This window comes from Paracidobacterium acidisoli (assembly GCF_003428625.2).
Classification (GTDB): Bacteria; Acidobacteriota; Terriglobia; order Terriglobales; family Acidobacteriaceae; genus Paracidobacterium; species Paracidobacterium acidisoli.
In genome coordinates this window covers 488,207-505,357 of record NZ_QVQT02000003.1, presented here as the reverse complement: position 1 = coordinate 505,357, position 17,151 = coordinate 488,207, and the positions used below count along the sequence as shown (strand labels likewise).

At 62.0% G+C, this 17,151-nt stretch carries 20 protein-coding genes; 9 read left to right on the top strand and 11 right to left on the bottom strand.

Features of this window, described 5'->3' with window-relative positions; translation table 11 throughout:
- Positions 1-4 precede the first annotated feature (4 nt).
- The gene (locus D0Y96_RS09765) at positions 5-685 is read right to left on the bottom strand and encodes a TetR/AcrR family transcriptional regulator (protein WP_117299164.1); all 681 of its coding nucleotides are present in this window, start codon (positions 683-685) and stop codon (positions 5-7) included.
- Positions 686-813: 128 nt separating this feature from the next.
- On the opposite strand from D0Y96_RS09765, the gene D0Y96_RS09760 reads away from it, so the two are divergent.
- The 3 genes from D0Y96_RS09760 to D0Y96_RS09750 all read left to right on the top strand — a co-directional run bounded on the left by D0Y96_RS09760 (position 814) and on the right by D0Y96_RS09750 (position 3,314).
- The gene (locus D0Y96_RS09760; protein WP_117299162.1) at positions 814-1,320 is read left to right on the top strand and encodes a low affinity iron permease family protein; all 507 of its coding nucleotides are present in this window, start codon (positions 814-816) and stop codon (positions 1,318-1,320) included.
- A 99-nt stretch (positions 1,321-1,419) separates the two neighbouring features.
- Entirely contained in the window at positions 1,420-1,566 is a 147-nt protein-coding gene (locus D0Y96_RS09755) for a DUF3309 family protein (protein ID WP_117299161.1), read from the top strand.
- Between the two features lie 194 nt (positions 1,567-1,760).
- A complete protein-coding gene (locus tag D0Y96_RS09750; protein WP_117299159.1) occupies positions 1,761-3,314 on the top strand; it encodes a DUF6600 domain-containing protein in 1,554 nt (517 codons plus the stop codon).
- 80 nt (positions 3,315-3,394) lie between these two features.
- Here D0Y96_RS09750 and tsf read toward each other — a convergent pair whose 3' ends face one another.
- From tsf to rplM, 4 genes are all read right to left on the bottom strand, one after another.
- Positions 3,395-4,057: a translation elongation factor Ts gene (gene tsf, locus D0Y96_RS09745; RefSeq protein ID WP_117299158.1), complete on the bottom strand. Its 663-nt coding sequence runs from the start codon at positions 4,055-4,057 to the stop codon at positions 3,395-3,397.
- Positions 4,058-4,368: 311 nt separating this feature from the next.
- A complete protein-coding gene (gene rpsB / locus D0Y96_RS09740; protein ID WP_117299157.1) occupies positions 4,369-5,277 on the bottom strand; it encodes a 30S ribosomal protein S2 in 909 nt (302 codons plus the stop codon).
- Between the two features lie 232 nt (positions 5,278-5,509).
- Positions 5,510-5,905 carry a 30S ribosomal protein S9 gene (rpsI, locus tag D0Y96_RS09735; protein ID WP_117299155.1) on the bottom strand — a complete coding sequence of 132 codons (396 nt, stop codon included), beginning with the start codon at positions 5,903-5,905 and terminating at the stop codon, positions 5,510-5,512.
- 23 nt (positions 5,906-5,928) lie between these two features.
- Positions 5,929-6,363: a 50S ribosomal protein L13 gene (rplM, locus tag D0Y96_RS09730; protein ID WP_117299776.1), complete on the bottom strand. Its 435-nt coding sequence runs from the start codon at positions 6,361-6,363 to the stop codon at positions 5,929-5,931.
- Positions 6,364-6,821: 458 nt separating this feature from the next.
- Between rplM and D0Y96_RS20710 the strand changes: the two genes are divergently transcribed.
- From D0Y96_RS20710 to D0Y96_RS09715, 4 genes are read left to right on the top strand one after another with little or no spacing between them, the layout of a single operon-like run.
- Positions 6,822-7,016, top strand: coding sequence for a ribbon-helix-helix domain-containing protein (locus D0Y96_RS20710; protein WP_117299154.1), 195 nt, complete (start codon positions 6,822-6,824; stop codon positions 7,014-7,016).
- Position 7,017: 1 nt separating this feature from the next.
- Positions 7,018-7,428 carry a very short patch repair endonuclease gene (locus D0Y96_RS09725; RefSeq protein WP_350449024.1) on the top strand — a complete coding sequence of 137 codons (411 nt, stop codon included), beginning with the start codon at positions 7,018-7,020 and terminating at the stop codon, positions 7,426-7,428.
- Positions 7,409-8,203: a DNA cytosine methyltransferase gene (locus tag D0Y96_RS09720; RefSeq protein WP_117299152.1), complete on the top strand. Its 795-nt coding sequence runs from the start codon at positions 7,409-7,411 to the stop codon at positions 8,201-8,203. The genes D0Y96_RS09725 and D0Y96_RS09720 overlap by 20 nt, the downstream gene beginning before the upstream one ends.
- Positions 8,196-8,771 carry an HNH endonuclease gene (locus D0Y96_RS09715; RefSeq protein ID WP_117299151.1) on the top strand — a complete coding sequence of 192 codons (576 nt, stop codon included), beginning with the start codon at positions 8,196-8,198 and terminating at the stop codon, positions 8,769-8,771. The genes D0Y96_RS09720 and D0Y96_RS09715 overlap by 8 nt, the downstream gene beginning before the upstream one ends.
- 70 nt (positions 8,772-8,841) lie before the next feature.
- On the opposite strand, the gene D0Y96_RS09710 is transcribed toward D0Y96_RS09715, so the two are convergent.
- Positions 8,842-9,666 carry a dienelactone hydrolase family protein gene (locus tag D0Y96_RS09710; protein WP_252263634.1) on the bottom strand — a complete coding sequence of 275 codons (825 nt, stop codon included), beginning with the start codon at positions 9,664-9,666 and terminating at the stop codon, positions 8,842-8,844.
- Positions 9,667-9,899: 233 nt separating this feature from the next.
- On the opposite strand from D0Y96_RS09710, the gene D0Y96_RS09705 reads away from it, so the two are divergent.
- Complete coding sequence (locus D0Y96_RS09705; RefSeq protein ID WP_117299771.1) at positions 9,900-10,271, top strand: VOC family protein; 372 nt, start codon at positions 9,900-9,902, stop codon at positions 10,269-10,271.
- A gap of 83 nt (positions 10,272-10,354) precedes the next feature.
- Here the strand turns inward: D0Y96_RS09705 and D0Y96_RS09700 are convergent, their stop codons facing one another.
- The 5 genes from D0Y96_RS09700 to D0Y96_RS09680 form a co-directional block, all read right to left on the bottom strand.
- The gene (locus tag D0Y96_RS09700; protein WP_117299150.1) at positions 10,355-11,479 is read right to left on the bottom strand and encodes an alkene reductase; all 1,125 of its coding nucleotides are present in this window, start codon (positions 11,477-11,479) and stop codon (positions 10,355-10,357) included.
- Between the two features lie 375 nt (positions 11,480-11,854).
- Positions 11,855-12,886 (bottom strand): alcohol dehydrogenase, encoded by a 1,032-nt coding sequence (locus D0Y96_RS09695; protein WP_117299149.1) that lies wholly within the window; start codon positions 12,884-12,886, stop codon positions 11,855-11,857.
- Between the two features lie 506 nt (positions 12,887-13,392).
- Positions 13,393-13,896: a DUF4142 domain-containing protein gene (locus tag D0Y96_RS09690; protein WP_158562332.1), complete on the bottom strand. Its 504-nt coding sequence runs from the start codon at positions 13,894-13,896 to the stop codon at positions 13,393-13,395.
- A gap of 90 nt (positions 13,897-13,986) precedes the next feature.
- A complete protein-coding gene (locus D0Y96_RS09685) occupies positions 13,987-14,793 on the bottom strand; it encodes an alpha/beta fold hydrolase (protein ID WP_117299147.1) in 807 nt (268 codons plus the stop codon).
- 185 nt (positions 14,794-14,978) lie between these two features.
- Positions 14,979-16,217, bottom strand: a complete 1,239-nt coding sequence (locus D0Y96_RS09680; protein WP_252263633.1) for an SGNH/GDSL hydrolase family protein — start codon at positions 16,215-16,217, stop codon at positions 14,979-14,981.
- A 160-nt stretch (positions 16,218-16,377) separates the two neighbouring features.
- Here D0Y96_RS09680 and D0Y96_RS09675 point away from each other — a divergent pair, with 160 nt between their 5' ends.
- The gene (locus D0Y96_RS09675) at positions 16,378-17,040 is read left to right on the top strand and encodes an ankyrin repeat domain-containing protein (protein WP_117299146.1); all 663 of its coding nucleotides are present in this window, start codon (positions 16,378-16,380) and stop codon (positions 17,038-17,040) included.
- Positions 17,041-17,151 lie beyond the last annotated feature (111 nt).

Sequence of the window (17,151 nt, the reverse complement as noted above, 5' to 3'; positions counted from 1 at the left end):
GCAGCTATCCCTCCGGCAGCAGATCCGCCTCGCGCAGCAGCGACAGCACCTTCGTGCGCACCGGCTTCAGCACCGGCAGCTTCGCCAGCGCCAGCAGCTTCAGCGTCAGCTCCAGCGCCCCGTCTGCCAGCCTTCGCGTCCGCCTCTGTCCCTCCGATCTGTCGTACAGAAACAGAATCAGCAGCCCCATTTGCAGAGACCACAGCGCCACCGGCAGAAGCTGATCCAGATCCTTCGGCAGCCGCTCGCCCGCAATCGCCTCGCGAAAGACGCCGATGCTCCTCCGCCGTATCTCCTCCGTCCCCGCTCCCAGGCAAGACAGCGGATGCTCCGGCTCACCCGTGTAGCGGAAGACCACCCCCAGCAGCTTCCGGTCCTCCTTCGCCAGATCGAACTTCGCATGCATCGCCGCCGCCAGCCGGGCCTTCAGATTCCCGCTCCCGGCGAAGATCCGCCTGCAGACGCGCTCCTGCTCGTCCTGCACCGCCTCGTAATACGCCTGAATAATCGCTTCCTTGCCGGGAAAGTAGTAGTAGGCCGCGCTCTTGGCCACATCCGCGCGCAGCGCGATCTCCTGCATCGTCGTGGCGTCGAAGCCGTTTTCCCGAAACAGCTCCAGCGCGCAGTCGAAGATATGCCGCCGCGTCTGTTCGCCCTTGTCCGTCGAAGGCTCAGTTTTGAACATGTTCAAATCCTGCGCCGGCAGAGTCCCCGGCGTCAAGATATTTTTGAATAGGGTCAATATTTTTTGAATATATTCAAATCACCGCCCGCTCCAACCCTTCCCGCCGGCAAAACATCCATTCCCGGTAGATGAGCCGCCTCGCGCAGCATCGATGGCATTCGCCCGGAGCTCCCTCCGGATGCACGCCCGAACCAGCCCCGGGAACGAACCACGAGAACATCCCCCTCGAAGTCCGCGTCCGCACCACCAGCGACCGCTTCGGACGCTTCGCCGCCGGAACCTCCGGCTGGCTCGGCTCCAAATGGGCCTTCCTCGGCGCCGGCCTCGTCATCGTCGCCTGGGGCTCCACCGGATGGATCTTCCACTACTCCGACACCTGGCAGCTCATCATCAACACCGGCACCACCATCGTGACCTTCCTCATGGTCTTCCTCATCCAGAACACCCAGAACCGCGACGCCCGCGCCATCAACCTCAAGCTCAATGAGCTCATCCGCGCCATCGACAACGCCCGCGATCAGATGATCGACATCGAGAACCTCAGCGACCTCGAGCTCGACGAGCTCCACGCCAAATACGAAAAGATCAAAGCCGCCTGCGATCAGCGCCGGCAAACCTCTTCATCCGCTCATTAAGCGCACATTCTCGTCCACCGCCGTACAACCCGGCGCGAAAGCAAATATTCCCCTGCACCTGCCCTCCGCCGCGCATCCTAACGTCCCAAAGGAGAAACCATGTTACTCATTATCCTGATCGTTCTGCTTCTGCTCTTTGGGTTTGGCGGTTATCGCATGGGGCCAGGCATCGGCTACTACGGCGGCGGCGGCGTCAGTCTGATCCTGCTGATCCTCATCATCCTTCTGCTGCTGCGCGTCATCTGAGCGCGCTGCTCCCCGCTTTGTGCTGCAGTGCCATCAAAACCGCCCGTGGCCGGACGCTCGCTACCTGTGCTCTGCAGTGCTACCATGCCTGCGGAAGCGCAGATTCTGCCTGCGCCCGGCCGTCCGGTAAGGTTCTATCCCCCTGCCCGGCGTCTTCCCGATCGAACCCTGCCGGGAAAAGAAGGAGGGCGGAAATGAGAACCAACCCCACGCACGGAAGACCCGCAGCCGCCACGCCCGTTCAGACGCTCTTTGGAATTGCCACAGCGGCAGCCCTGCTCGCCTGCTGCATCGCTCTTCCCTCGGCGGCGCAGGAGCCCGCAGCCGCACCCTCGCTGCAGAACAGCACCGTGCCCGCACAGACCTTATCGAAGGTGCGCATCGTGCGCCTCAGCGAGATCAAGGGCACCGTCCTGCTCGACCGCGCCATCGGCCACGGATTCGAAGAGGCCATCACCAACCTTCCCATCGTCGAAGGCAGCCGTCTCCAGACCACCGTCGGCATCGCCGAAATTGAATTCGAGGACAACAGCACCCTGCGTGTCGGCCCCAGCTCCCTCATCGAATTCCCAAAGCTCGAGCTCATGCCCACCGGAGCCACCCTCTCCGCCGTCAAAGTCCTCAAAGGCCTGGTCTACGTCAGCCTCACCGGCACCAAAGGCAATCAGTTCGCCGTCGATTTCGGCTCGCAGACGCTCGACCTCCCGCCCTCCAGCCACATCCGCCTGCAGCTCAGCCCCTCCACCGCGACGCTTGCCGTTCTTGACGGAGCACCCGTCCCCGTCAACGCTGCCTCAGGAACCATCGAGGTCTCCAAAAAGCACACGCTCACCTTCGACCTCGCCAGTCAGAACCCTCCTGAGCTGGCGAAAAAGGTAACCTCCGACATCTTCGATCCCTGGGACCACGATCAGGCCGACTACCACAAGCACTTCGCCAGCCTCAGCGCCTTCGGCGGCTCCGCCTACAGCTACGGCGTCAGCGACATGCTCTACTACGGCAGCTTCATCAATGCCGGCGGCGGATGCGGCTCCATGTGGCGTCCGTACTTCGCCAGCGCCGCCTGGGACCCCTACTCCAACGGCTCGTGGGCCTGGTACTCCGGAGCCGGCTACTCCTGGGTATCGCCCTATCCCTGGGGCTGGATGCCCTATCACTACGGCTCCTGGGGCTTCTGCTCCGGTGTCGGCTGGGGATGGCAGCCTGGCGGCGGATGGTACGGCCTCTCCAACATACCGGGAACGGCCACCGTTCCCTCCACCGGCCATCGCCTCAATCCCCCCGGACGGCTCCCCCATCAGCCCATCCTGCCTCCCATCGCCGGCCGCGGAACGCTGATCGCCGTCAGCAGGCAGCCGCTCTCCCGCTCCTCGCTCAGCACCGGCACCTCGGAGAACTTCGTCTTCCGCAACGACTCCGCCGGCCTCGGCGTTCCGCGCGGCAGCCTCGGCAACCTGCACTCCTTCTCGCGGGAGGTCGAGCATCACGGCTCCGCAAATCTGTCCGTCTTCAACCCCGCATCCATGCCCGGCTCAGGTCCCGGCGAATCGGCTGCCGGACGCTCCTACGGCCCGCGCTCCTACAGCCCCGGCCAGATCAGCCGCACCTCATCCGGCGCACAACGCGGCGGGAACATGCAGCCTTCAGGCGGAGGCATGCAGCCTGGCTTCTCCGGCGCTCACGCCTCGGCACCGGCGGCAGGACCCTCCATGAGCGCTCCGGCCAGCGGAGGCGGACGCTCTCACTGAAACCAGCCCCGTCTTTTACGGTTCCGCGAAAAGAAAAAGCCCGGCCGATGGCCGGGCTTTGTTCACTTCCGCAACAGAGCTTACGCCTCGGGCGCGTCTTCCGCCGCCAGCTTCGTCTGCGCCACCGTCCAGCCGGGATCGCCGACCTTGAAGCGCGCAAAGCGCCGGACCGTGATGTTCTCGCCCAGCTTGCCCACCTTCTGCGCAATCAGGTCCTTGATCGATACCGACTGCTCCTTGATGAACGGCTGTTCCAGCAGGCAGACCTCTTCGTAGAACTTGCTCATCTTGCCCTCGACGATCTTCTCGACCACCGGAGCCGGCTTGCCCGTCGCCGCCGCCTGCGCGCGATAAATCTCCTTCTCGCGCTCCAGGTCCTCAGGAGTGACGTCTTCCGGGCGAATGTAGCGGGGATCGGTCGCCGCGATGTGCATCGCGATGTCCTTCAGCAGGTCCTGGAAGTCGTCCGTGCGCGCCACGAAATCGCTCTCGCAGTTCACTTCCACCAGCACGCCGATCTTGCCGCCCGCGTGAATGTAGGTGCCCACCGCGCCCTCGTTCGTCGAGCGCGAAGCCTTCTTTGCCGCCGACGCCATCCCGCGCTTGCGCAGCAGGACGAACGCGTCTTCCTGGTTCCCCTTCGCTTCCTGCAGAGCCTTCAGGCAGTCGCCCATCGGCGCGCCCGACTTGTCGCGCAGCTCTTTTACCTGCTTCGCATCGATCTTCTCACTCACAGTAGACATCCTGATTCAGTCCTTCCTTCTCAATCTTGTCATCCCGGGCGAAGTTCCCGCAACGCGGGAACGCAGTCGAGGGATCTGCATTTATCGGCTTTTCAAATTTGCCCTGTATCCGGGCAGAAAGAAAGCGTGGCCGTCTTGAGAGCAGCCACGCTTCTGTAAGCTTCCGTCCGGGCCACCATATCGCTGTCCGGTTATACGTCCGTTCAGTTTAAGCCGTCTGCGTCTCAGCTACCCGGCCTTTTAGCTATCCGGTCTTTAGCTGTCCGCTTCATCAGCTGACCGCCTTTTTAGCTGTCCGGCCTTTAGCTCAGTTAGATGCTGCCTTCCGCTGCCTCTTCGTCGATCGCGCTCACCGCAACCGGAGCCTTGCGAATCCCGCCGCCCAGAGCCGCTTCCAGATCGACATCCTCGCTCGGTTCGGAGACCTCGCCCGGTGCCGATGCCTCTGCGGCTTCGGGAGCCTCATCGGCCTCGCCGTCGGCCACTGCCTGGATATCGGCCGTTACACCGGCCACATCGACCAGCACCTTGTCACCGGCCATCTGCACGCCTTCGATCGCCGAATCGGCAATCTTCGAGGTGAACAGACGAATCGCGCGCAGCGCATCGTCGTTACCCGGAATCACGTAATCGACCACCGTCGGATCGCAGTTCGTATCGACGACCGCAACCACCGGAATGCCCAGCTTCCGCGCTTCCTTCACCGCAATCGCTTCGTTGTTCGAATCGACCACGAAGATCGCATCCGGCAGCCGGCGCATGTTCTTGATGCCCGCCAGGTTAGCCTGCAGGTGCTTGCGCTCCCGCTCCAGGCGAATCACTTCCTTCTTGGTCAGCAATCCGTAACGGCCGTCCGTGGCCATATCATCCAGTTCCTGAAGGCGCTTCACCGACTTCTGCACCGTCACCCAGTTCGTCAGCAGGCCACCCAGCCAGCGGTTGTTGATGTAGAACATCCCCGCGCGGTTGGCTTCTTCGGCAATGGCGTCCTGCGCCTGCCGCTTGGTGCCGACAAACAGAATCACTTTGCCCTGAGCGGTGAGGTCGGTCACGTACTTCGACGCCTCTTTGAACATCTTCAGGGTCTTCTGCAGGTCGATGATGTAAATGCCATTGCGCTCGCCGAAGATGTACTCCTTCATCCGCGGATCCCAGCGCTTCGTCTGATGCCCGAAGTGAACACCCGCTTCGAGCAGCTCCTTCATGGTGATCGTGGCCAAACAGCCTCCTTCGTGGACTGCATCCCGGCAAGGTTTAAGGTCGCCGGAATTGATTCCCCGTTTAAGGGAAGATTTAACTTCACAAATCTGTGGGTGCCCCACCTTCGCGAACCGGGTCCCCGTGATATTCGTGCGCCGGGGCGGGAAGCTAAGCTGGGATGATCCCAAAAACCAGCGCCTGCCGAACCGTGGGTGCCCCATGTCCGGATCTTCGGACATGGGATACCGGAAACTAGCGCTTCGAGAACTGGAACCGCTTGCGGGCGCCCTTCTGACCGTACTTCTTGCGCTCCTTGATGCGGGCGTCGCGGGTCAGAAAGCCTTCGGCCTTCAGCGTCTTGCGCAGCTCGACGTTGAACTCGAGCAGGGCGCGGGCAATGCCCATCTTGACCGCATCGGCCTGAGCCGCCACGCCGCCGCCGCGCACCGTCGTCAGCACGTCGAAGGTCGCGCCGGTGTCGCTTGCCACCAGCGGCTTCTTTGCCGACACCCGCTGCTGCTCGGTCACGAAGTAGGTCTCAAACGGCTTGCCGTTCACGGTAAAACCACCGCTGCCGGGGCGCAGGAAAACGCGGGCGATCGCCGACTTGCGACGCCCCGTTCCGTAGTACTGAACCAGATCTGCCATGTCTTATCGAATCCTCTGAAAACCTATGCGCTGATTTCGAGCGGCTGAGGCTGCTGCGCAGCATGCGGATGCTTATCGCCCTTGTAGACGTTCAGCTTCGAGCCCATCTTCCGGCCCATCTTCGTCTTCGGCAGCATGCCCTTGATCGCCTCTTCCACAATCTTTTCCGGCTTCCGCTCCAGCAGCCGCGTAAACGACTCCTCGCGCAGTCCCCCCGGGAAACCCGTATAGCGGCGGTAGACCTTGCTCTGGCTCTTCAGCCCCGTCAGCCGTACTTTTTCTGCATTGATCACGATCACGTGATCACCCACATCGATAAACGGCGTGTACTTCGGATTCCGCTTTCCGGCCAGCACGCTGGCCGCCTCGGTCGCCAGCCGTCCCAGCGTCTTGCCGCTGGCATCGACCACGAACCACTTCCGCTGAATCTCGAGCGCGCTCGGAATATATGTCGACATCGCTTCTTCCTTCTCCCGAACCATTTCCGGGCCATTCGGCCCGCGCCGCGCATCTCCGGAGTTGCCTCCGCCGCGGCCAAAACCCTGTTTTCTCATCGCGCGGCCGGCTTGTCATCGTCCGGTAAACACCGCGAATGATCCACGCGCAGCCACGCGCGGTCCTGCAAAGTACCCCGCGGCTTACAGAATGCTGTTCGCGTGAGGCTGGCGCAACTTCCCCGGAACCGGCTTCTCTCAGGTTTTCCGGATTCGCCTGCCCGTATCTCTATGCACGAACGCACAGAACGGCAGACGCAGACTGCGCAAGGACTTCAGAATACGGCAATTCCCCACCCGAGTCAACGATTCCGCTGCTTTCCGTAACCTGCGTTTACATCTTGGATTAAATTTCCGTCTCCCCGTTTGCACCGTAGCGGTGTAAGCTGGTGCATAAAGTTAGGCAATGAGGATTTTAAGAAATGTCGGGCCAACAGATCGCAAAAGCCGCCAAGCCGTCTACAATCCGCGCCTCGGTTGGATTTCCACCCGATGTTTATCGAACGCTTGAAGAAATTGCGCGGCGTAAAAAAGTATCTCTTGCGTGGGTTGTGCGGGAAGCCGCAGAGAAATACGTGGCAGATCAATGGCCTTTATTTGGCCATACGAGGCTTTAGTGTGACTGATCACCTGAATTCTGACCGCCGCTCCCTGAATATGGCGGCGATTCACGCGGAGGATACAGGCCCGGAAATGGCAGTTCGAAAAATTGTTCACTCGCTTGGGTACCGATATCGACTCCACGACCCAAATTTGCCCGGCAAGCCCGATCTGGTTTTTCCATCACGCCAAAAAGCGTTATTTGTGCATGGATGCTTCTGGCATCGCCATACTGGATGTAAGCGCGCTACGATCCCGAAGACACGCACCGACTTCTGGCAAACAAAGCTTCTCGCTAATGCAACTCGGGATCGACATGTTCGCTATCAACTGCGAAAGATGGGATGGAAAGTACTTACAGTATGGCAATGCGAATTGAAAAAACCTGCAAGGCTGATGGAGCGGCTGAATGAATTTCTCGCAGATTGAAAATGACAAGACCGAACGCTGTCCCACACAGGAAAATAAAGTTCCTTCATACCGGCCTAGTCGCTCAGCCTCAAAAGCCCGGAGAAGGCCGAGACTTCTTGATCTTTTTTGCTGTGCAGGCGGAGCGGGGGCAGGTTATCAGAAAGCTGGTTTTGATGTCGTGGGTGTCGATATAAGCCCACAACCTCGCTATCCATTTCAGTTCATTCAGGCTGATGCTTTGAACTTGGACCCGACCTTTATTGCATCGTTCGACGCGATTCATGCATCCCCGCCGTGTCAATCGTATAGCGACCTCGCCAAAAGAAACGGGAATGCACATGCTTGGCCGCGCCTCATTGAGCCTGTGCGGGAAATGCTCATCAGGTCAAACCTGCCGTATGTAATCGAGAATGTGGAAGGTGCGCCGCTAATCAATCCTGTCGTTCTTTGTGGAACGATGTTCCCTAGACTTAGAGTATTACGTCATCGTCTTTTTGAGGCATCGTTTCCAATTCTGACACCTCCTCATCAAAAGCATCCGAAAGTACATACTTTTGATAGACGCAAATCGCATTACGGTAAGACCGATGAGTGGAAAGATTTTGTACAGGTTACCGGAGGAGGGAATTGCACGCTTGCGGCCGCAAGCGAAGCTATGGGGATTGACTGGATGACCAAAAGCGAGATCAATGAAGCAATTCCACCCGCATATACAGAACTGATAGGAAAACAACTGCTGCATCAGCTGCCTCTCAACACATCTGAATTAGTGAGTATGGAAGGGCATGCGTAAGCCGGGATCAAAAGAAAGAATCCGGCGCTTTCTTGCAGCTAATGTCGGAAAGGTAGTTACATCTATCCAGCTTCGTGACGCAGCTGGCTCCAGTGTCAGCGAGTGGGCAAGGCGTGTCCGCGAACTTAGGGAAGATGAGGGCTGGAAAATCCTGACTCATCACGACAGTGTCGACTTAAAACCAGGGGAATATCTCCTGAGCGAAAACCCACCGGAAAAACAAGTTAGGTTCGGTCGCGGTATCTCTGCGAAGCTTCGTGCTGAAGTCCTTGACCGCAATGGCTTCACGTGCCAGATGTGCGGCCTGACTCCCGGTGATATTGACCCTTTTACCAGGCGCAAAGTTCGCCTTCATATTGGGCATATCAAAGACAAAAATCTCGGCGGCAAAGACGAGTTATCAAATCTCCGCGCTCTGTGCTCGACCTGTAATCAGGGGGCGAAGAATATTACCGGGGAAAAACCAACTACTATCTGGTTGCTGTCACAAATCCGGCGGGCTGGGCAAGATGAACAAAAAGCCGTATTTGAATGGCTATCCAAAAAGTTCGGCGATAAACAACTTTAGCTGAATACTTCGGCTCCGTGAATCTTCGCAGGTTCTCGATAAGCTTCGAAAGCTATCAACGTTCTGGCTCTTACAGCCCGCCCAGCAGCGTCTTCCACTTTGCCCACGCCTGCTCCCGGGCCTTCACGTTCGCCTCATTGCCCGTCGTCCGTGTCGGGTCTTCCCCGGCCCGCATGAAGCCGTGCCCCGCGCCGTCATAAATCACCGGATCGTACTTCTTCCCCGCCGCCTTCATCGCCGCCGTCGTATCCGGAACCGTCGCCGAGATCCGCGCATCGTTCCCCGCGTAGAACCCGTACACCGGAGCCGTGATCGCGCTCAGATCCTTCGGGGGAGGCCCGTAAAACACGAACGCCGCGCTCAGGTCATGCCGATTCGTCGCAAAGCGGAACGACTGCCCGCCGCCCCAGCAGAACCCCGCCACCGCCAGCTTCCCGTTCACCGCCGGCAGCTTCTTCACATAATCCGCCGTCGCATTCAGGTCCGCCGTCACCACATCCGGATCAAGCCCCGACACCGCCTTCACCGCCGCATCCTGGTCCGGGAAGTCGCTCGTCCCTCCGCCCTTCGGACCAAACCCCGACAGCAGATCCGGCTCGATCGCCACATACCCCGCCGCCGCTACTTCATCCGCCGCCTCGCGCGCCCAGTCGGTCAACCCGAAGATCTCATGAATCAGCAGAACCGCCGGAGCCTTCCCCTTCACCTCCGGATACACCACATACGCGTGCACCGTCCGGTTGCCGTACTGAATGTTCACCCACTCCTGGTGCCGCGGCGATTTATCCAGCCGCGCCTTCGCCCACTCCTGCGCATGCGCCGCGCCGGCGCCCGCCGTCAGCAGCGCCATCATCGCAACCGCAATCCGTCTTCCCAGCCTGCTCTGAAAATCCATCGCCGCCATCCCCCTCGCGCCCGTCGCTAAGATCGTACATCGCAGACTATCCGCAGAAGACGCGCACGGCAATTCCCCTCGCAGCCTTCCCTTCCGGCTCCATCAAATATTCACGAACGCCGCCCTCCCGATCTTCATGAATTCGGTCTTTCCCCCGCCGCGCGAATCGCGTAGCATGGCGCCCATCCTGAGCCGATATTCCCAGCCCTGAGCCGGGATGTATGGAGCCGCCCATGCCACTCGACCGCGTCGTCACCTTTCTGCTCACCCAAAACCCCGAAGCCTCGACCGTCTTCTACCGCGACACCCTCGGCCTGCGCTTTCTCCGCGACGACGGCTTCGCTCTCGTCTTCGACATCCACGGCATCATGCTCCGCATCAGCAAACTGCCCGGCTTCACCCCCTCGCCCTCCACCGTCCTCGGCTGGGAGGTCCCCGACATCGCCGCAGCCGTCTCCGGGCTCGCGCAAAAGGGCGTCGCCTTCGAGCGCTACCCCGGCCTTCCGCAGGACGAGCACGCCATCTGCACCTTTCCCACCGGCGATAAAGTCGCCTGGTTCAAAGATCCCGACGGCAACGTCCTCTCATTCTCGCAGCACGCCTGAGAGCGACCCTCCGGCCTCTGGCGCACAAAACAAAACGGGCACCCGTTTTACCGGATGCCCGCACCCTCTTCGCTCTTTCCGTCTCAGACGCCCGCGGCCTCGATCGCCGGATAATCCGTGTATCCCTTCTCCGTGCCGCCGTAAAAGGTCGAACGGTCCGGAGCATTCAGAGTGGTATTCCGGCGAAAGCGCTCCGGCAGATCAGGATTGGCGATGAACGGCCGCCCGAAGCCAATGGCATCGGCGTAGTTGTCGCGCAGCGTCTCCTCAGCCTCTTCGGCCGTATATCCGCCGGTCGAAAGAAACACGCCCTGAAACGCGCCGCGAAAGATCTTCGCCGTGCGCGGAGCATCATGATTGGTCGGCGCGCCGCCGCCCGAGCCCGAAGTGCGCGGCTCGATCACATGCGCATACGCAATGCCTTTTTCGCTCAGCCCCTTCAGCACATACGTAAACAGCGCCACAGGATCGCTGTCGGCTATATCGCCGAAGGTTCCGTACGGCGACAGCCGCACGCCCACGCGGTCTTTTCCCCACACATCGATCGCCGTATCGACCACCTCAAAGAGCAGCCGTGCTCGGTTCTCAATCGAGCCGCCGTAGATATCGGTGCGCCGGTTCGTGCGGTCCTCAAGAAACTCTTCCAGCAGATACCCGTTCGCCGAGTGCACCTCGACGCCGTCGAAGCCCGCGGCCTTCGCATTCTCCGCCGCCTGGCGGTACGTGGCAATCAGCCCCGGAATCTCTTCGAGCGTCAGCGCGCGCGGCGTCTCGAAGGGCACGCGCCCGAAGTGCGCGTCGAAGGTCTCCCCCACTGACGGAGCAATCGCCGAAGGCGCCACCGGCAATCCCTCCTCCGGATGCAGCGAGCTGTGCGAGATCCGCCCCACATGCCAGAGCTGCAGAAAGATAAATCCGCCCTTCGCATGCACCGCCTGGACAATCTTCTTCCAGCCCTCCACCTGCTCCTGCGAGTGGATCCCCGGCGCGCCCGGATAGCCCTTTCCCTGCAGCGAAATCTGTGTCGCCTCGGAAATAATCAGCCCGCCCTCCGAGGCGCGCTGCCCGTAATACGTGGCCATCAGATCCGTCGGCACATCGCCCGGCTGCTCCGACCGCATCCGCGTCAGCGGAGCCATCACCACACGATGCTTCAGCGCCAGCGCGCCCACACGAAGAGGAGAAAACAAACGAGGATAATTCGACATGTATCGAAACAGATGCTCCAGCCCGCGATTGGTCGCACCCGGCACGCACTCTTCTTTCGCACCGGCACTTACCTTTACCTACCTGTAAAGAAAAGGCCCGCCATCGAGCGGGCCCTGTTTTTGCGGTCTCGGCAGAGACCGCGTACGCCTGGACGGCCAGTCCCCGGGTGCCCCACGTCCGGACCTTCGGACGTGGGAGCGTATACCCTCAACCCTTGTCATCCCGACCGAAGCGGACCGGGGTCCCCGGCGCACGTGATGTTCGTGCGCTGGGGTGGAGAACGCAGTGAAGCGCAGCGGAGGGATCTGCATTGCTCCCCCCCGTGCGACGCGTACGCCTGGACGGCCAGTCCCGCGTAGCTGGGACGATCAGCCTTACGCACCCGTCTCCAGCACCACCCGGAAGCGCGCCTTCCCGCTCATCATCCGAGCGTATGCCTCCGCCGCCTTCTCCAGCGGATACGTCTCGATCAGCGGCTTCACACCCGTCAGCGCGCTGAACTTCAGCGTGTCCTCCGAATCGATCGACGTCCCGCTCGGCCATCCCGCCACCGTCTTCCGCTGCATGATCAGCGGAATCGCCGGCACCTGCAGTGGCTCCATCGGCGCGCCCAGCACCATCAGCTTGCCCGCATAGCCCAGCCCGCCGATCGCCGCCGACATCGCGCCCGCGTCCGTCACCGTCGCCAGAATCGTCCTCGCGCCGCCCAGCTTCTGCAGCGCCTGCGCTACGTCCTCCGTCGTGCTGTCGATGTAATGATGCGCGCCCAGCTCATGCGCAAACTTCGCCTTGTCCGCGCCGCGCGCCACAGCCACCGTGGTGAAGCCCATCTTCGCTGCGTACTGCACGCCCAGATGGCCCAGTCCGCCCATCCCCAGCACCGCCACCACATCCGGAGGCCGCGCTCCGCTGTTGCGCAGCGCATTGAACGTCGTAATCCCCGCGCACAGCAGCGGACCCGCCTCCGCGCTCGTCAGCGACTCCGGAACCGAGGCCACCGCCATCGCCGGAACCACAATGTAGTCCGCATATCCACCGTCATACGAAATGCCGGGAATGCTCAGCACCTGGCACGCCACATGATCGCCGCGCCGGCACGGCTCGCATTTGCCGCAGTGGCCGCCATACCAGCCCACGCCCACGCGCTGCCCCGGAGCAAACTGCGTCACACTCTCGCCCACCGCGTCCACCACGCCCACCACTTCATGCCCCGGCACTCTGGGATACGCAATCCCCGGCCAGTATCCCTCCACGGTCAGCGAATCGCTGTGGCACACTCCGCATGCCTGCACACGAATCCGCACCTCATGCGCGCCCGGATCGCGCACCTCCCGCGTTACCACTTCCAGCGGAGATCCGCCCTTCGCTACCTGCCCGAATCTGCCTGTCACTTTACCTGTGGCCATCGGTCTTACTCCTTTCCCGAAGCCCGCATTATGGCAGAACTCGATGACAGCCCGCTGAATCGCCGGGGATGCTCCGCGTCCGGATCTTCAGACGCGGTCTGCGGACGGATTATGAGTGTGGAAGGTGAGACGAACACCCGGGTGCGAACACCTAGGTGCCCCCGCGTCCGGATTTCCGGACGTGGGCATGCATACCCTCCACCCTTATCATCCCGACCGAAGCGGACCGGGGTCCCCGGCGCACGTGATGTTCGTGCGCTGGGGTGGAGAACGCAGTGAAGCGCAGTGGAGGGATCTGCATTTCCTCCTTCTGCGCGGAATCCAGGGTGCCCCACCTTCGCGAACCGGGCCGGCGCGCACGGTGTTCGTGCGCCGGGACGGGAAGCTAAGGTGGGAAGACGATACCCTCAACCCTTGTCATCCCGAGCGAAGTCGAGGGATCTGCATTTCGCAACATCCCAGTGTCCCTTTGCGCCCCTTGCTGACACGAATGGAGACGGGCTTCGCTACTTCGCCTTCAGCAGCGCTTTGGCGCCGTCCAGATGCTTCTGCAGCGTCGGCAGCGTCTGCTGCGCGTACGACTTCAGCGCCGGATTCTGCGCGTCGTCCGCTTCTTTTTTGTAAACGGCGATCGCCTTCGTATGTCCCGCGATCATCTCCTGCACATACTTATGATCGAAGGCCGCGCCCTTCAGCTTCTGGAAGGGATCGATCATCATCTTATTGTGCGCCGCATCGATCGCCGTCGGCGCCGTCAGGCTCGCCTGCTGCGCCACACTGTTCAGCTGGCTGAAGTCGCTCGTGTGATCCGTCACCAGCATCTGCGCATAGTCCTTCACCGGCTGCGAAGAGGCCGTGGTGGCCGCAAGCTGTCCCAGGTTCGCCTCAACCATGTCCGTCTGCCCGGCAAAATCCACAAACTGCTGGTCCGTCATCGCCGCCTTCTTCTGAGCCAGCGCAGGCATCGAGCACATCGCGACGCAGCATATCGCTGCGAGAATGCATTTCATCGGATTCCCTCCCATCCAGACTTCTTCTGTCAGGGTTGGATGCCGAAAAGCCCCGTGCGGGAAATCCGGACCCGCTCGTGAAACGCCGCCTCAGCCCTGCACGCTGTCCGCAAAGGCCAGCATCGTGGCATTGAACAGCCCCGGCCGCTGCAGGGGAGCAAAGTGGCTCACTCCGCGCAGCATCACAAACTCCGCCGCCGGAAGAGACCGCGCCAGATACTCCGCATGCTCGCGCCGGATAAATTCATCCTCTTCGCCCAGCACCACCAGCACCGGCACGCGAACCCCAGCCAGATCGTCCACCGAATAATTCGGCTGCGTCCGCTGCATCAGGCTCACATCCTCCACAAACGCCCGGAAGCTCTCCGGAGCCGCCGACAGCTCCGCATAGTCCCTCGCATGCCGCTCGAAGCACCGGTCCGACGCCGGCGTCGCCGCAAACGGCTTCACGCCGCCCGGGTCCATATTGCATGCAAAGAAGAAGACCCCATGCACGCGCCCCGGCTCCTCCGCCGCAAACATCAGAGCCGTGCACGCTCCGTCACTCCATCCCACCAGACACGCCTTCTCCAGCAGCAGCCGGTCCATCACCGCCCGCAGATCGGCCGCCATCAGCTCATACGAGTACGGCCTGCCGTCGCGCGTGCTGCGTCCATGGCCTCTGCTGTCCAGCACCACCGCGCGATACCCGCTCTCCGTCAGCGCCGGCACCTGATACCCCCAGTTGCCGCTGTGCCCCAGCCCGCCATGCAGCAGAATCACCGGCGATCCCGAGCCATACGTGCTGTACCAGATCCGGGCCCCCTCATGCTCCACATAGCCCTGATCCTCAGCGGCAGGCAGCGGCGCCGCGCCGTTCTTCTCAAACGCTTTCAGATCGTCATCGCGGAATTCCATCGTTCTCCATCCGTCGGTGCCTGCCGATAGTACATGCCCCGCCGCCCCCGCGTACACTGCTTCGTTTCAGCAATCTCCGCAGCCGCAGGACTCCCCGCATCGCGTATAAAAACAATTCGGGCGGCAGCCACCACCCGGCATAACGCCCGGCCGCAGCCACCGCCCGCACTGCAAAATTACCCGCCCTACTTAAACATCTTCAGATCGATCGCATCCGCCATTGCCTTGTATCCGGCATCCTGCGGGTGCAGATGATCTCCGCTGTCGTCCGCCGGCAGAAACCACGTCGGCTTCTGCGGGTCCTGCGTCGCCTTGTCGAAATCGAACGCGCCGTCGAACACACCGCCCGTGCGGATCCACTGGTTCACCGCCTCGCGCACCTGTTCGCCGCGCTCCGTCGAGTAGCCCGCGCCCATATACGGCGTCAGCGTCGCACCGTAAATTTTGATCCCGTGCGCATGCGCCCGCGTCACCAGCTGCGTCAGCCCCCAGATCAGGTCCTCCGCCGTCACGCCCGCATCCGGATCAGCCGGATTGTGAATCCGCCCGATATCGTTGATGCTCTCGAGCACGATCACATACTTCACGCCGTCCTGCGACAGCACATCGCGGTCGAACCTCGCCAGCGCGCTCGGCCCGTATCCGTCGCGCAGCACGCGGTTGCCGCCGATCCCCTCATCCAGCACCGACAGGTGCGACAGCTTCTTGTCCGCCTGCAGCCGCGCTGCCAGATAATCCGGCCAGCGGTGGTTCGCATTCGCCGTCGAGTGCGCCCCGTCCGTGATCGAATCGCCGAAGGCCACAATCGCCGCGTCCTTATCGCCCGCCTTCACCTCCACGCCCTTCACGAAGCACCACGAGCCCGTTTCTTTCGCATTCTCCGGCGTCGCCGCCGCCGTCTCATCGCCCGGCATCGTGTAATTCGTCGACGCCGCGAACGAGTGGCAGCTCTTCGTCGCCAGCGGCTGGTCCGGCACATACACGCTCACCGCCAGATCCGACATCGCCGCCGCCGTCATCGTCACCGGATCGCTCAGCACAAATGCGCCCGCCGGAATGATCACATCCGGTTTGCCCCCGAACATCAGCGCATGGTCCGATCCCGCCTGGATCGCTCCGCTGCCCGCGCTGGCCGCCAGATGCGCCGCGCCCACCTTCAGCGGAGTCGAGCCGAACTCATTCGTCAGCTGCACCCGCAGCGTGTTCCCGCCCAGGCTGATGTGCACCACATCGCGATACGTCGCATTCGCCGCCGACTCGTCCGCCTTCACCGGAACCGCTACCGGAGACGCCGCCCACGTCCCCACCCAGTCCGCCGCCGGCTTGTCCGCCGCAAACGCCGAACCTGCAAACATCGCTCCGAAGATCGCCGCCGCACACCACACCGGCGCGGTCCCCACCGCCAAACCAGATCGCATCATCATTCATTCACCCGACAGAAGAGTTGAGTTTTACGCGAGGAAAAGCCGCTCCCATCATATCCGCGCCGCTCTCTCCGCGCCCGCGCCCCTCGCCCGGTCTGCGAAATTCTCCCCGTCTCTGTATCCTGTTCGCATCACCAGCCACTCACTGGAGCCCACCCGCATGAGCCGCCATATTTTCGACATGATCCGCCGCGGACAGACCTCCGAGCTCGCCGCCGACATCGAGGACAACCCCGACCTCGCCGCCTCGCGCGACGCGCAGGGCGTCTCTGCGCTCCTGTGGGCCATCTACACCGGCCAGCCCGTCATCCGCGACTTCCTCATCACCCGCCTGCCTGAGCTCGATATCTTCGAAGCCGCCGCCCTCGGCGACACCGCGCAGCTCGAGCGCCTGCTCGCCCCCGATCCCTCCGCTGCCCGCTCCGTCTCCGGCGATGGATGGACGCCGCTCCACCTCGCCGCGGCCTTCGCCACACCCCAGGCCGTCACCCTCCTCCTCGCGCGCGGAGCCGGCCTCGACGCCCGCTCGAAGAATCCCCTCGACAACCAGCCGCTCCACGCTGCCGTCGCGCTCAACACCTCTTATGAAGTGGTCCTTGCGCTCCTCGATGCCGGAGCCGATATCAACGCGAAGCAGGCTGGCGGATACACGCCTCTCCATCAGGCCGCCGACTCCGGCAAAGCCGAAATCGCCCTGCTCCTCCTCGCTCGCGGAGCCGACCCCTCCGCCCTCTGCAATCAGGGCAAAACGCCCGCCGGATACGCCCGCGCCAAAGGCCACACCAGCCTCGCCGAAAAGCTCAGCCCACAGATCACCGTCTGAACCTTCATCGCCTCGTCATCCCGAGCGCAGCCGAGGGATCTGCGTTCTCTTCCATCCGAAAAGTCCGGGTGCCCACCTTCGCGTAGCTAAGGCGGGCATATGTCTCGCGCC

Coding starts and splice junctions, on each gene's coding strand:
- D0Y96_RS09710 (WP_252263634.1), bottom strand. CDS start 9,666: ATGGATTTTCAGAGCAGGCTGGGAAGACGGATTGCGGTTGCGATGATG.
- D0Y96_RS09685 (WP_117299147.1), bottom strand. CDS start 14,793: ATGGAATTCCGCGATGACGATCTGAAAGCGTTTGAGAAGAACGGCGCG.
- D0Y96_RS09755 (WP_117299161.1), top strand. CDS start 1,420: ATGTTACTCATTATCCTGATCGTTCTGCTTCTGCTCTTTGGGTTTGGC.
- D0Y96_RS09715 (WP_117299151.1), top strand. CDS start 8,196: ATGCGTAAGCCGGGATCAAAAGAAAGAATCCGGCGCTTTCTTGCAGCT.
- D0Y96_RS09765 (WP_117299164.1), bottom strand. CDS start 685: ATGTTCAAAACTGAGCCTTCGACGGACAAGGGCGAACAGACGCGGCGG.
- tsf (WP_117299158.1), bottom strand. CDS start 4,057: ATGTCTACTGTGAGTGAGAAGATCGATGCGAAGCAGGTAAAAGAGCTG.
- D0Y96_RS09760 (WP_117299162.1), top strand. CDS start 814: ATGAGCCGCCTCGCGCAGCATCGATGGCATTCGCCCGGAGCTCCCTCC.
- D0Y96_RS09695 (WP_117299149.1), bottom strand. CDS start 12,886: ATGGCCACAGGTAAAGTGACAGGCAGATTCGGGCAGGTAGCGAAGGGC.
- rpsI (WP_117299155.1), bottom strand. CDS start 5,905: ATGGCAGATCTGGTTCAGTACTACGGAACGGGGCGTCGCAAGTCGGCG.
- D0Y96_RS09690 (WP_158562332.1), bottom strand. CDS start 13,896: ATGAAATGCATTCTCGCAGCGATATGCTGCGTCGCGATGTGCTCGATG.
- D0Y96_RS20710 (WP_117299154.1), top strand. CDS start 6,822: ATGTCGGGCCAACAGATCGCAAAAGCCGCCAAGCCGTCTACAATCCGC.
- D0Y96_RS09675 (WP_117299146.1), top strand. CDS start 16,378: ATGAGCCGCCATATTTTCGACATGATCCGCCGCGGACAGACCTCCGAG.
- rplM (WP_117299776.1), bottom strand. CDS start 6,363: ATGTCGACATATATTCCGAGCGCGCTCGAGATTCAGCGGAAGTGGTTC.
- D0Y96_RS09705 (WP_117299771.1), top strand. CDS start 9,900: ATGCCACTCGACCGCGTCGTCACCTTTCTGCTCACCCAAAACCCCGAA.
- D0Y96_RS09750 (WP_117299159.1), top strand. CDS start 1,761: ATGAGAACCAACCCCACGCACGGAAGACCCGCAGCCGCCACGCCCGTT.
- D0Y96_RS09700 (WP_117299150.1), bottom strand. CDS start 11,479: ATGTCGAATTATCCTCGTTTGTTTTCTCCTCTTCGTGTGGGCGCGCTG.
- D0Y96_RS09680 (WP_252263633.1), bottom strand. CDS start 16,217: ATGATGATGCGATCTGGTTTGGCGGTGGGGACCGCGCCGGTGTGGTGT.
- D0Y96_RS09720 (WP_117299152.1), top strand. CDS start 7,409: ATGAATTTCTCGCAGATTGAAAATGACAAGACCGAACGCTGTCCCACA.